At 59.2% G+C, this 12,579-nt stretch carries 12 protein-coding genes; 5 read left to right on the forward strand and 7 right to left on the reverse strand.

Features of this window, described 5'->3' with window-relative positions; translation table 11 throughout:
- Positions 1-8: 8 nt before the first annotated feature.
- A complete protein-coding gene (locus GHO41_RS04715) occupies positions 9-281 on the reverse strand; it encodes a DUF1652 domain-containing protein (RefSeq protein ID WP_153433058.1) in 273 nt (90 codons plus the stop codon).
- Between the two features lie 246 nt (positions 282-527).
- On the opposite strand from GHO41_RS04715, the gene GHO41_RS04720 reads away from it, so the two are divergent.
- From GHO41_RS04720 to GHO41_RS04735, 4 genes are all read left to right on the forward strand, one after another.
- Positions 528-1,346, forward strand: a complete 819-nt coding sequence (locus GHO41_RS04720) for an AraC family transcriptional regulator (RefSeq protein WP_153433059.1) — start codon at positions 528-530, stop codon at positions 1,344-1,346.
- Positions 1,347-1,395: 49 nt separating this feature from the next.
- Positions 1,396-2,802, forward strand: a complete 1,407-nt coding sequence (locus GHO41_RS04725) for an FAD-binding oxidoreductase (protein WP_153433060.1) — start codon at positions 1,396-1,398, stop codon at positions 2,800-2,802.
- Positions 2,803-2,831: 29 nt separating this feature from the next.
- Entirely contained in the window at positions 2,832-3,173 is a 342-nt protein-coding gene (locus GHO41_RS04730; RefSeq protein WP_048370089.1) for a cupin domain-containing protein, read from the forward strand.
- A 63-nt stretch (positions 3,174-3,236) separates the two neighbouring features.
- Complete coding sequence (locus GHO41_RS04735) at positions 3,237-4,319, forward strand: polyamine ABC transporter substrate-binding protein (protein WP_153333087.1); 1,083 nt, start codon at positions 3,237-3,239, stop codon at positions 4,317-4,319.
- An 86-nt stretch (positions 4,320-4,405) separates the two neighbouring features.
- Here GHO41_RS04735 and GHO41_RS04740 read toward each other — a convergent pair whose 3' ends face one another.
- The 6 genes from GHO41_RS04740 to GHO41_RS04765 all read right to left on the reverse strand — a co-directional run bounded on the left by GHO41_RS04740 (position 4,406) and on the right by GHO41_RS04765 (position 11,453).
- The gene (locus tag GHO41_RS04740) at positions 4,406-5,380 is read right to left on the reverse strand and encodes a D-glycerate dehydrogenase (protein WP_178126469.1); all 975 of its coding nucleotides are present in this window, start codon (positions 5,378-5,380) and stop codon (positions 4,406-4,408) included.
- A 5-nt stretch (positions 5,381-5,385) separates the two neighbouring features.
- A complete protein-coding gene (locus GHO41_RS04745; protein WP_153433062.1) occupies positions 5,386-6,681 on the reverse strand; it encodes an MFS transporter in 1,296 nt (431 codons plus the stop codon).
- 57 nt (positions 6,682-6,738) lie between these two features.
- Positions 6,739-7,683 (reverse strand): sugar kinase, encoded by a 945-nt coding sequence (locus tag GHO41_RS04750; protein WP_153433063.1) that lies wholly within the window; start codon positions 7,681-7,683, stop codon positions 6,739-6,741.
- Positions 7,676-8,458, reverse strand: a complete 783-nt coding sequence (locus tag GHO41_RS04755; RefSeq protein WP_153433064.1) for a sugar phosphate isomerase/epimerase — start codon at positions 8,456-8,458, stop codon at positions 7,676-7,678. The genes GHO41_RS04750 and GHO41_RS04755 overlap by 8 nt, the downstream gene beginning before the upstream one ends.
- An 83-nt stretch (positions 8,459-8,541) precedes the next feature.
- Entirely contained in the window at positions 8,542-9,567 is a 1,026-nt protein-coding gene (locus GHO41_RS04760) for a LacI family DNA-binding transcriptional regulator (RefSeq protein WP_371928840.1), read from the reverse strand.
- Between the two features lie 251 nt (positions 9,568-9,818).
- The gene (locus GHO41_RS04765) at positions 9,819-11,453 is read right to left on the reverse strand and encodes a methyl-accepting chemotaxis protein (protein WP_153433066.1); all 1,635 of its coding nucleotides are present in this window, start codon (positions 11,451-11,453) and stop codon (positions 9,819-9,821) included.
- Between the two features lie 241 nt (positions 11,454-11,694).
- Here GHO41_RS04765 and GHO41_RS04770 point away from each other — a divergent pair, with 241 nt between their 5' ends.
- Positions 11,695-12,522, forward strand: coding sequence for an undecaprenyl-diphosphate phosphatase (locus GHO41_RS04770; RefSeq protein ID WP_048370100.1), 828 nt, complete (start codon positions 11,695-11,697; stop codon positions 12,520-12,522).
- Positions 12,523-12,579 lie beyond the last annotated feature (57 nt).

A 12,579-nucleotide genomic window follows, 5' to 3' on the forward strand; every position in this document is an offset into this window, starting at 1 on the left:
GGGATGGCTTAAGCCTGCCACGCCAAAGGGGGGATGAAGCTTTCGAGCTCGTCCTCCACGGCCTGGATGATGCGTGCCACTTCCCCGGTGCTCATGCTGGTGGCGCAGGGGATGCCGGCGATGGCAATCATGGTTTCCCCGGTGGCGCGGTCAAACAACCGGGCAACCATGCTCTTGGGCGCATCCATGGTCGCCTCGAAGCCAATGGGGTGGAAGTGCCAACGCATGAGTTGGCAGGCATTGGGGAAGCTGAATTTATCGACGGAGCTGACAGTTTTCATTAAGAGCGATTCCTTTTGCTCTGACGTGATGGCGAGGCGCGAACCTTTCCTTGAGTGTTTGCGAGTCTTTCGTGTTTAACCTAGCACTCATAAGTGATGGCGATAAGCCTTTTTTTGCCCTTCGTCGGTTTAATGGCGCCAGATTTGATGTGTGTCATGGGCTGCGGCAAATTTGGCTCCGTCCAGCTGTTATTGAAGCGTGTGGGTAAACTCGGCATTCTGTGTTTTTTGCCAGTTGAGCGTTCTATGTCACTCCCCGACGACGGCCCTGAACAGACCCAGGCGACTGGCGAAACGGTCATGCGCTACCACCTGTGCTGGAAGTACCGCGACCTCGACGGCGTGATGGCGCTTTATCATCCTGACGTGCGCTATCACGACTTCTTCCAGAACCGCGTCATGGTCCTCGCTGAATTGCGCGAGTACGTGCAAAAGTCCATGCCCAGGGCGGCGGATGAGGCGCTGGAGCACAGTGACCGGATTCGCCTGGACGGCAACACTGCGTTCATTCAATACCGCATGACCTTGCGCGGCAGTCAGGGGCTGGTATCGTTTCGCGCCAGTGAAGCGATTACCGTACGCGACGGCCTGATCTGGCGCGTCAATGAATACGCCTCGCTGGTGCACGAAACCGCTCCTGACACCGCACAACAACCACCGCTGCGCCCGGCGGTCAGTCGCCTAGGGCTCTCGGCCCGGCAATTGAGCTTTATGGCCCAAGACCTGCAAACCTACTTCGAACGTCAGCAGCCCTATCTCGACCCCGAACTGGATCTGCAACAGGTGGCCAAGGCCTGCGGCTATACGCGCAACCAGATGTCGTATTTGTTGAACAAGGTGCTTGGCCAAAGCTTTTATCGCTATGTGAATCAGGCGCGGTTACAGCATGTGTTAGCGGCGATGGATAGGGCGGTTGCACCAATCAAGGTGGATGAGGTGGCGTTTTCGGCGGGCTTCAACTCGATATCGGCCTTTTACACCTGTTTTCGCCAGCACACCGGCCAGTCACCCAAGGCCTACGCCAGGCAAATTTCTTTGCGTGCACGCACGCAAGACGCTGGTTGAGCACTGACGCTAGGATCGACCCATTCTTGAACCCAAGGTGGAGTCGGTAATGCCAGCATGGCGCGCGATCAGTTTATGGATGGACCAGCTTGAGGAAACCCTGACGCCTCGGCCCTCGCTTGAGCACGACCTGGAGGTCGACGTGCTGATCATTGGCGCTGGCTACACCGGGTTGTGGACCGCGTACTACCTCAAACGCCATGCCCCCGAGTTGAGCGTCGCCATTGTCGAGGCGCAGACCGCAGGTTTTGGTGCGTCGGGCCGCAATGGCGGCTGGCTGATGGGCAACCTGCTGGGCGAAGACCGCTTGCTTGCCAGGCTCTCGGCCGCACAACGACGCGCCTCATTCGACCTGCTGCACGGCATCCCGGACGAAGTTAAAAGCGTGATTGATCGCGAGGGCATCGACTGCGACTACCGCAAAGGCGGCGCCTTGTACTGTGCCGCGCGCTACCCGGAGCAAGAAGCCAGCATGCGCCGATACTTGGACAAACTGCATGCCCAAGGCTTGAATGACACCGACTACCGCTGGCTAAGCCCCAATGAATTGGCGCAGCAGGTCCGTGTCGCCAAACCCTACGGGGGTATCTACACCCCGCACGTGGCAACAATTCACCCGGCCAAGCTGGTGCGCGGGCTGGCCCGCGCTGTCGAGCGTATGGGCGTGCAGATTTTTGAGCAAAGCCCGGTGACTGATTGGCAGCCCGGCAAGGCCCGCACGGCCAAGGCGCAGGTTCGCAGCCGCTGGGTGGTACCCGCTGTAGAAGGCTATGCCAACACCCTGGCGCCTCTGGGGCGTTATCAGTTGCCGGTGCAAAGCTTGATTGTCGCCACCGAGCCGTTGTCCGAGGCACTGTGGGACAGCATCGGCCTGTCGCAGGGGCAAGCCTTTAGCGAGAGCAGCCGCCAAGTGACCTACGGCCAGCGCACGGCGGATAACCGTCTGGTGTTCGGCGCGCGCGGGGGCTACCAGTTTGGCGGGCGCCTGCGCGAAAACTTCGACCTGACTGCCAGCGAAATAGAGCTCCGCCGCTACCTGTTCGGTGAACTGTTCCCGCAATTGAAAAAAGTCGAGATCAGCCATGCGTGGGGCGGAAACCTGGGGATGTCGCGGCGCTTTCAGCCGCACATGCTCTATGACCGCCAGCAGGGCATTGCGCTGGCCGGGGGCTACGGCGGTGAAGGCGTGGGTGCCAGTCATTTGGGCGGCCGAACCTTGGCCGACCTGATTCTGCAACGGGACACGGCAGAGGTTAAACAGCCTTGGGTGTTAACCGAAGGCGGCTTGAAAGCGCTCAAGGCCTGGGAGCCCGAACCGTGCCGCTGGTTAGGTTACAACGCGATCATTCGCAGCTTTGTGTACGAAGACAAAACCCTGGCGAATCTTAATAGCCCGCCGTGGCGTCGGCAATTTGCCAGCCGTGTGGCGGGCTTTATGGAAGGTTTCATGCAGTAACCCTTGTTGTCTTGATCAGGAAGTTTTTTATGAGCATCACGCACTTTAAAAACACCGCCCATGCTGTGCTGCAAGAGTCCTTCCCGGTGGCTGTGCCGCTGGGAACGCCAGTGTCGGTCACCTCGGTCACCTGTGTTGAACGCACCGATGGCGTCGAAACCGGAATCTGGGAGTGCACGCCGGGGCGCTGGCGTCGGCAAATCGTCCAGCAGGAGTTTTGTCACTTTATTCAAGGCCGCTGCACTTTCACCCCCGATGGCGGTGAACCTCTGACCATAGAAGCGGGCGATGCACTGATGTTGCCTGCCAACAGCACCGGTATCTGGGACATCCAGGAAACCGTGCGCAAGACCTATGTATTGATCTTTTGATCGCTGAACACTGCCGATACCTGCCTATAAAAAAGCTGCCCAAAACATGCTAGGAATCGAATCATGAAGCGTATGACTACTCTGTTGCCCCTAATGCTGGTTGGTACGTTGTGTCAGGCCGCCGAGACGGTGAAGGTCTACAACTGGTCGGATTACATTGCGCCCGACACGATGAAGAATTTTCAACGCGACACCGGCATTGGTTTTACCTATGACCTGTTCGACAGCAACGAGACGCTGGACGGCAAGTTGATGACCGGTAACTCCGGGTATGACGTGGTGTTCCCGTCCAACCACTTCATGGCCCGGCAGATTGAAGGCGGGGCATTGAAGAAGCTCGACAAGAGCCAATTGCCCAACTGGAAAAACCTCAACCCGGTGCTGCTCAAGGCGCTGGAAGTCAACGACCCGGGCAATGAGCATGGCTTCCCTTATTTGTGGGGCAGCACCGGGATTGGCTACAACGTGGCCAAGGTCAAAGCAGTCTTGGGTGATAACGCGCCGGTCGATTCCTGGGACTTAATCTTCAAGCCCGAGAACATGGCCAAACTCAGCAAGTGCGGCGTTGCGATTCTCGACAATGGCCCGGAGATCCTCCCCGCTGCCCTGAATTATCTGGGCTTGCCGCCCCACAGCAAAAACCCGGATGACTACAAAAAAGCCGAAGATTTGCTGATGAAAGTCCGGCCTTACATCAGCTACTTCCATTCCTCGAAATACACCAGCGACCTGGCCAACGGCAATATCTGCGTCGCGGTAGGCTTCTCGGGCGACATTTTGCAGGCCGAGACTCGGGCCAAAGAAGCGAAAAACGGCATCGAGATTGGTTACTCGATTCCCAAGGAAGGGGCGGCGATCTGGTTTGACATGGTTGCCATGCCCGCCGATGCCCCAGACGAAAAAGCCGCGTACAGCTTTATGAACTACTTGCTGCGCCCGGATGTGATGGCGGGCATTAGCAACTACGTGCATTACGCCAACGGCAACCAGCAGGCGGACGCGTTGGTCAGCCCTGAGATCAAGGCCGACACCAAGATTTACCCGACGCCAGAAATGATGGGCAAGTTGTTTGCACTCGAAGCCATGCCGCTAAAAATTGACCGGGTCCGCACCCGCGTGTGGACCAAAATCAAGGCGGGCGAGTAACTCCCACTCTGTAGGAGCGAGCTTGTCTCGCGATCTTTTCAAAAAATCAAAAGATCGCGAGGCGAGCTCGCTCCTACAGTTTCAGCTCAATTCACCCGATTGGCCGGGCGTTCGCCGGTCAGGGCGGCCAGCAGGTTATCGACGGCGCAGCGTGCCATCGCTTCGCGGGTTTCGACGGTGGCTGAGCCGATATGCGGTGTGGCCACCACGTTGTTCAGTTGCAGCAGCGGCGAGTCCACTTCCAGCGGCTCGCGTACAAACACATCCAGCCCGGCAGCGCGGATCTGGCCCTGTTGCAAGGCCTCAATCAGCGCCGCTTCATCCACCACTTTGCCCCGCGAGATATTGATAAAGATGCTCTCGGGGCGCATCAGGGCGAACTGTTCAGCACCCATCAAACCTTCGGTTTGCGCCGTCAGCGGCAAGGTCAGGCACACAAAGTCGGCTTCTTGCAGCAGCTCGTTGAGGCTGCGGTAGCGCGCATTGAAGCGCGCCTCAACCGCAGGCTTTGGCGAATTGCTGTGGTAGATCACCGGCATGCCGAAACCAAAGTGACCGCGCTGGGCCAGGGCTTCACCAATGCGGCCCATGCCGATAATGCCCAGGGTTTTGCCATGCACGTCGGTGCCAAAAGATTCGGGCCCGATGTTTTTCTGCCACTGGCCATTGCGCACCTTAATTGCCAGTTCCACCACGCGCCGGGCGCTGGCCAATATCAACGCAAAGCCGGTGTCCGCCGTCGTCTCGGTGAGGACGTCCGGGGTATTGGTGAGCACGATGTTGCGCCGGGTCAGGTAGTCAATATCGTAGTTATCAACGCCCACAGACACGCTGGCCACGGCTTCAAGCTTGGGGGCCAGGTCGAGCAATTGCGCGTCGAGTTTAAGGCTGGCGCCGAGCAAACCGTGGGCGTGAGGCAGGGCGGCGCGCAGTTGCTCCAGCCCTTGGGCGTCGAGGCGCTTGATCAGCGTGACCTCTGTTTCGGCTTGCAGTCGCTGCATCAGCGGTTCGGACAGTTCTTTGTATAACACGACGTGTTTTTTCAAGGGATTCACCGACATTCAAATCAAGAGTGGGCCAAGCGCTGCGAGGCGCGGCGTTTAGGGGCGACCGGATTTTTGTGCGTTGGAGTGAGCATCAGGGTCAACAGCACCGAGATCAGCAGGGCGCCGCTCATCAGCAGGTACGACGCGCCAGGGGATCCGGTCTCGCTGTTCAGGTAACCCACCAGATAAGAGCCACCAAATGAGCCCAGCGCGCCCATGCTGTTGATCAATGCCATGGCGCCGCCTGCCACGTTAGCCGGGAGGATTTCCGGGATGATGGCGAAAAAGGGGCCATACGGCGCGTACATGCAGGCCCCGGCAATGACCAGCAATGTGTAGGACCACCAAAAGTGCTCGGCGCCCAATGCGTAGGAACCGTAGAAGGCGATAGAGGCAATCAGCAACGGTGGCCAGACAAAACGTTTGCGCTTTTGCAGTTTGTCCGAGCCCCACGACACCGCGAGCATGCCGATCACGGCTGCCAGATAGGGCAGGGCCGAGAGCCAGCCGGCTTCGATCATGTCCATGTGCGCGCCCTGTTTAAGGATCGACGGCAGCCACAGCACAAAGCCGTACACGCCGATGCTCCAGCAAAAGAACTGCAAGGCCAGCAGGATGACTTTTGGCGAGCGGAAGGCCGCCGCGTAGTTCTTCACCGGGGTCATGCCCACTTGCTCGGCATCCAGCGCGCTTTGCAAGTCTTGCTTCTCTTGCTGGCTAAGCCACTTGGCGTCGCTTGGGCGGTCATCCGCCAGGCGCCACCAGATAAACGCCCAAAGTACGGCAGGCAAGCCTTCAACGATAAACATCCAGCGCCAGCTGTAATGCTCCACCAGATAGCCCGACACCACCGACATCCAGAGCATGGTCACCGGGTTGCCAAGGATCAGGAAGGTGTTGGCGCGCGAGCGTTCGGCACGGGTAAACCAGTGACACAAATACACCAGCATGGCGGGCATTACCGCGGCTTCAACCACGCCGAGCATGAAGCGGATGACGATCAGGCTGTAGGCGTTGGACACCACGCCGGTCAAGGTGGCGAGGCCGCCCCAGAGAATCAGGCTGACAAAAATCAGCTTTTTAACGCTGTTGCGTTGCGCGTAGACCGCTCCGGGGACCTGGAAAAAGAAGTACCCCAGAAAAAACAGCGCTCCCAGCAACGACGACAGGCCGGGGGTGATGTTGAGGTCGGCGGCCATGCCCGAGGCGGCGGCAAAGCCATAGTTGGCGCGGTCCAGGTAGGCCAGGCTATAGGTGATGAAGACGATCGGCATGATGTACCACCACCGGCGGGTGGCGAGTTTCAGTGAGTGCATGGTGATGCTCCTGAGCTTGTTGTTTTTGTCGCAGCAGGTAACGGGTCGAGCTAAAAATCAGGCGGCGGTTGAGAGTTGGTTGAGTTCAGCGCGGGTCGGCAGGCCCTCCATGTCGCCACGGCTTTGCACGGCGCGACTGCCGATCCAGTTGCCGCGTTGCACCGCTTGGTCAAGGCTGAGGTTTTCCAGCAGGGCGCTGATCACCCCCACAGCAAAGCCATCGCCCGCACCCACGGTGTCGATCACGTGGGCGACAGGCACGGCGGGCACAAATTGCTCGGTGGTGGCCGTGCGCAAGAACGCGCCTTTGGCGCCGAGTTTGATGATCACCGCCTCCGCGCCTTGCTCCAGATAAAACGCGGCAATGTCCGCAGGGGCGTCGTAGCCGGTGAGCAGGCGGCCTTCTGCAAGCCCCGGCAGTACCCAGTGCGCGTGGGCGGCGAGGGCGTTGATGTCGCGAATCATCTGCTGTTCGCTGGCCCATAGCGACGGGCGCAGGTTCGGGTCAAACGACACACTTTTGCCTGCGGCGCGCATCGCCCGCATCAGTTCAAAAGACAATTCGTTGCAGCTCGCTGAAAGCGCAGGCGGGATGCCGGTGGCATGCAAGTGCCGGGCGTTGAGCAACGCGTCGCTGATCACCGAGCGGTTCAGGTGGCTGGCGGCGGAACCCCGGCGAAAATACTCCACGTACGGGTCACTGCCTTCATCGACGCGCGATTTAAGCTGAAAACCCGTGGGGTGCTGCGGGTCAATCGCCACATGCTGGCAGTCCAGTCCTTCGCCTTGCAGGGTGTTGAGAACAAAGCGCCCGAGGGAGTCAGCCCCTACGCGGCTCAACCAGTTCACATTGAACCCCAGACGGGCCAGGCCAATGGCCACGTTGCTGTCCGCGCCGGCGATGCGTTTGTGAAACGTCTCGACCAAGGCCAGGTCGCCGGTTTGCTCGGCCACCCACATGGCCATGGTTTCGCCAAATGACAACACATCGACGTTAGACATAGCTCGGCTCCTGTTGGGTGTGACTGAGTCGGGACAGAACCTGTACGTGTTGGCGGGTCAGCCAGGTCAGGTCGTTGCCTTGCAGCGGGTATTCGACGGCGCGGGGCAGGCCGTGCGGCATGTGGCCCATGAGCTGTTGCCAGGTTTGCAGGTCGGTGGCCGTCGGCGGGGTGGCAATCAATTTGCCATCCGGACGTCTGGCCACGCCTTTGCAATGCACATAGGTCACGTGGCGGCCCAGCAGGCGCGCGGCGGTACTGGCCGACTGGTCTTGCCACTGCCAGTTGCCAATGTCGAAGGTCATGCTGACGGGGGCTTGCAGTTGCTCGACGCTGTCGAAAAAGCGCTGCATGGGCTCGATGCGCCCGCCTTGGGAGGTTTGGTCGTTTTCCACCAGCAAGCCTACGGATTGCTGCTCAAGGCAGGCGGCCAGTTGGCGCATGTCGCAATGCTCGGTGAAGTACCCCAGCGAGACTTTCAGCCACTTGGCGCCGAACGCCTGGGCCCGTTGCAGGGTCGGTAGCAGTTGCGGGTTGGGGCGTGACTGGCCGGCTTCCCACAGTTCCATCGGCGATGAATACAGGCATTCCAGATCGTGCTGTTGAACCGCCTGGCCAAAGCTGGCCGGGTCTTCACCGGTGAGTAACTCTTCGCGCAACTCGATACGTGTGGCGCCGGCTTTGGCCAGCAGCTCGATGAAACTCGCTTGCCCTCGTTCGCGAACAAGGTCGGCGCCGTAGCTCGACAGGCTGATGGAAACAGGAAATGTGTTCATTGTTATTGCTCTCTGAAACCGGTTTCATTTTTGTACAGCGTTAAGGGCTGACGACCGGATAACGGTTGTCAGCCCCTCAAGCGTCAGGGGCTAGCGTGTTGAGTTGAGCCGCGAACGATCAGGCGGGCGGCGAAGTCCAGGTTGTGCGCGGGGCCGGTGTCACCCTTGAGGCGTCTGAGCAGGCAGTCGAACGCGCTGGCGCCGATCTGTTGTGTCGGTTGGGCGAGGGCGGTGATGCCGCTGCCCACCAGCGCAAACCAGTCCAGGTCATCCAGGGCGATCAGGCCAACGTCTTCGAACAGGCGGCAGTTCAACTCGCGCAAAACCTGGGTGCACGCCAGGGCGGCCACGCCGTTGGAACAAAAGATGGCCTTGGGGCCGGGACCAGCCGCTTGCAGAAATGCCTGGATATCGGTGTTGAGTTGCGGGCCGGTTTGCACCGCTGCGCCGCTGAGCGACGGGTGTTGGGCCAAGTGCTGATTGAAGCTCTCGATACGCTCGCTGCGTGAGCTGGTGCCGTCAATCGGCTCGCTGACCAGCAGCAGATCGCGATAACCCTGCTCTTGCAGGTGCTCAAGGGCCATGCGCACGGCACCGGCGTTGTCGAGGCCGACCATGTCGCTGTGCAGTTGCTCGACTTTTCGGTCAATCAGGACGATGGGCATCTCTTGGTGCAGCGCTTGCAGCGCGTCAGGGTGATGGCCAAGGGTGTTCAGAATCAGGCCTTCGATGTTGTAAGAACGTAGCGCCGCGAGGTGCTGGTGTTCTTGCTCATCATTGCGGTCGGTGTTGCACACCACCAGGTTGTAGCCGTGCTGGCGGCAGGCGGTTTCAACGCCATGCATCACCGCAATCGAATAGGGGTTGCGAATGTCGGCCACCAGCATGCCGATCAGCCGGGTACGGCCGCGCTTAAGGCCTCGGGCCATTTGATTGGGGCGATAGCCCAGCTCGTTGATGGCCTGTTCGATACGTTCGGCGATGGCCGCGGACAACAGAGCTCGGTCTTCACCGATAAAGCGCGACACACTGGCCTTGGAGACGCCAGCGCGCTGGGCAACATCAAGCATGGTCACGCGGGTGCGCTGGGCTGCAGAAAAACTGTTCACGGCCTGAAACCTTTTATTGGTGTTATCGCAGGCGGTTTCCATCAGAGGGTGATGAAACCGGTTTCAGGAAAACTCAAATCACCCGGTGTCGTCAAGTTTTGCGTGCACTCGATTTCAATAAACCGCTGAATGACCTTGTAGTCGCTGACGAGGCACGAGGCTGCGATGGGTTGCGAAGCGACCCTAATTGGCGATCCTGCGGCTCGCATCGCAGCCTCGTGCCTCGTCAGCGACTACAAGTTTTGCAGGGGTTACACCTTGAACTGGCCCAATAATCCGTTGAGCTGCACGCTCAGTTCCTTGAGGTGAGCGCTGTCGGCACTCGATTGTTCGGCAGCCTTGGCGGTGTTTTGCGAAAGGCCGGCGGCCTGGGTGACGTTTTGGTTGATGTCTTCCACAACGTGCGCCTGCTGAAGCGTGGCGCTGGCGATGGATGCGTTGAGCTCGTTCAGGTTGCTGAGCGCATGGCCGATGGTGGTCAGGCTGTTGCCGGCCTGAGTGGCTTGTTCGATGGTCGCTTGCGACGCCTGGCTGCTGCTGGCGATAACATTCACGGCTGCTTCGGAGTGCTGTTGCAACGCTTCAATCATGGTCTGGATTTCAGCCGTGGATTTTTGCGTGCGCTGGGCCAGCAAGCGCACCTCGTCGGCGACCACGGCAAAGCCGCGACCCTGTTCTCCGGCACGCGCCGCTTCAATGGCCGCGTTCAGGGCCAGTAAGTTGGTCTGTTCGGCAATCGAGCGGATCACTTCAAGTACGCTGCCAATGCCGCTGCTTTGCGTGGCCAGCGTGCGGATCACCTCGACCGCCTGGTCAATGGTGATCGACAGTTGGTCGATCTGCTTCAGGCTGCTGTCGATGTTCTGCTGGCCCAGCTCGGCCTGGGTCTGTGCACCACGCATTTCGCCGGCGGCGTGTTCGGCGTTTTTAGCCACCTCTTGCACGGCGTAGGTGACTTCGTTGATCGCCGTGGCCACTTGCTCCATCTGCGAGGCTTGTTGCTGGCAACGTTGCTGGGCTTGCGTCGCGTCGTTGCCGATCTGCGTCGAAGACTGTTCCAGCGCTGTGGCGGTGGACTGCAAGTGGCGGATGACCGTGCGCAGCTTGGTGGTGAAGGTGTTGAAGTGCCGGGCAAGCTCGGTAACTTCATCGCGCCCGTGGGTGTCGAGGCTGCGGGTCAGGTCACTTTCGCCGCTGGCAATATTGGCCATGGCTTGCACCGCCTCTTTTAACGGGCGGGCAATGCTGCGGGCGATCAATCTGACCAGCACGACCATGATCAGCGCAATCGTCAGGCCAGCGACACTGGCTTTCCATACTTGGGCCTGAAACTCGGCCTGCATGTCGTCGATGTACACCCCGGAGCCAATCACCCACCCCCATGGCTCGAACAGTTGCACATAAGAGGTTTTTGCCACCGGCTCGTCAGCGCCGGGTTTGGGCCAGCGGTAGGCCAGGTTGCCTGAACCCTGTGTCTTGGCCAGTGCGACCATCTCATTGAAGATCGCCACACCGTCCGGGTCCTTGATGGCAGACAGGTCTTTGCCGTCGAGTTTGGGGTTGGTCGGGTGCATGACCATAAAAGGGCGCAGGTCATTGATCCAGAAGTAGTCGCCCTGGTCATAACGCATCTTGCTGATGACCTGCAGCGCTTGTTGTTGCGCGGCATCCCGGCTTAACGATCCGGCAGTTTCGAGGCCATGGTAGTAGTCCAGAACGCCACTGGCGGCTTGCACCACATGCCGGGTTTTCTGCGCTTTGCCTTCATTCAAATCGTCATGTATCTGCTTTAGCATCAGCAAACCCAACGCCAGCAGCATGGCCATTGCCACGATCAAGATCAGCCACAGACGCTGGCTGATGGACAACTTGCGCAGGGTATTCATACAGCGGTCACTCCTTTGTTGTTCTTGTTGTCAACGCTCGCACTCAGAGCAGCGAAAGTGGAACGTGTCTGATAGGATCTCGGCCGAAATTCAGAAAGCTGAATCTTTATTGTTTTCTGACAGTTATTTCACATCCCGTCAGTGAACATGCAACACCCGCAACCACGGCTCGGCACCGGTTGCACACACTTATTTTTTAGCTAATCAGCGCGGCATGACGCCGCGCTTTAATGGGGGAATGATGGATCTTTGGACTGCCGCACAGGCGTTGATACTCGGTGTCGTTGAGGGCCTTACGGAATTCTTGCCGGTCTCAAGTACTGGCCACCAGATTATTGTGGCTGACTTGCTGAACTTCGGCGGCGAACGCGCCATGGCGTTCAACATCATTATCCAGCTGGGCGCCATTTTGGCGGTTGTCTGGGAGTTTCGCCGCAAGATCCTCGACGTTGTCGTAGGTTTGCCGACGCAACCCAGTGCGCGTCGCTTTACCGTCAACCTGATCATCGCGGTACTGCCGGCGGTGGTGTTGGGGGTGATCTTCGCTGACATGATCCACGAATACCTGTTCAACCCGATTACCGTGGCTTCTGCCCTGGTTATCGGCGGTGTGATCATGCTCTGGGCTGAGCGCCGCACCCACGTGATTCGCGCTGAAACCGTAGACGACATGACCTGGAAAGACGCGGTCAAAATCGGTTTTGCACAATGCCTGGCGATGATCCCGGGGACCTCGCGTTCGGGCTCGACCATCATTGGCGGCCTGTTGTTCGGCCTGTCGCGTAAAGCGGCCACCGAGTTTTCGTTCTTCCTGGCGATGCCTACCATGGTCGGCGCGGCGGTGTACTCGGGTTACAAGTACCGTGAACTGTTCCAGCCTGATGACTTGCCAGTGTTCGCCATCGGTTTTGTCACGGCATTCATCTTCGCCATGATCGCGGTGCGCGCGTTGCTCAAGTTCATTTCCAACCACAGCTATGCCGCGTTCGCCTGGTACCGCATTGCCTTCGGCATGCTGATTCTGGCGACCTGGAAGTTCGGCTGGATTGACTGGTCGGCGGCAGGTTGAAGACCTCGGCCAACGATCGTCGCGGCTCGGCCGGGCTGCCTGAGCAGCCAGCTGGGC

It is taken from the genome of Pseudomonas sp. FSL R10-0399, from assembly GCF_009600165.1.
Taxonomy (GTDB): Bacteria; Pseudomonadota; Gammaproteobacteria; order Pseudomonadales; family Pseudomonadaceae; genus Aquipseudomonas; species Aquipseudomonas helleri.

Bases quoted from the DNA above. Each gene is read 5' to 3' on its own strand.
- GHO41_RS04715 (WP_153433058.1), bottom strand. From the start codon at position 281: ATGAAAACTGTCAGCTCCGTCGATAAATTCAGCTTCCCCAATGCCTGC.
- GHO41_RS04720 (WP_153433059.1), top strand. From the start codon at position 528: ATGTCACTCCCCGACGACGGCCCTGAACAGACCCAGGCGACTGGCGAA.
- GHO41_RS04725 (WP_153433060.1), top strand. From the start codon at position 1,396: ATGCCAGCATGGCGCGCGATCAGTTTATGGATGGACCAGCTTGAGGAA.
- GHO41_RS04730 (WP_048370089.1), top strand. From the start codon at position 2,832: ATGAGCATCACGCACTTTAAAAACACCGCCCATGCTGTGCTGCAAGAG.
- GHO41_RS04735 (WP_153333087.1), top strand. From the start codon at position 3,237: ATGAAGCGTATGACTACTCTGTTGCCCCTAATGCTGGTTGGTACGTTG.
- GHO41_RS04740 (WP_178126469.1), bottom strand. From the start codon at position 5,380: ATGTCGGTGAATCCCTTGAAAAAACACGTCGTGTTATACAAAGAACTG.
- GHO41_RS04745 (WP_153433062.1), bottom strand. From the start codon at position 6,681: ATGCACTCACTGAAACTCGCCACCCGCCGGTGGTGGTACATCATGCCG.
- GHO41_RS04750 (WP_153433063.1), bottom strand. From the start codon at position 7,683: ATGTCTAACGTCGATGTGTTGTCATTTGGCGAAACCATGGCCATGTGG.
- GHO41_RS04755 (WP_153433064.1), bottom strand. From the start codon at position 8,458: ATGAACACATTTCCTGTTTCCATCAGCCTGTCGAGCTACGGCGCCGAC.
- GHO41_RS04765 (WP_153433066.1), bottom strand. From the start codon at position 11,453: ATGAATACCCTGCGCAAGTTGTCCATCAGCCAGCGTCTGTGGCTGATC.
- GHO41_RS04770 (WP_048370100.1), top strand. From the start codon at position 11,695: ATGGATCTTTGGACTGCCGCACAGGCGTTGATACTCGGTGTCGTTGAG.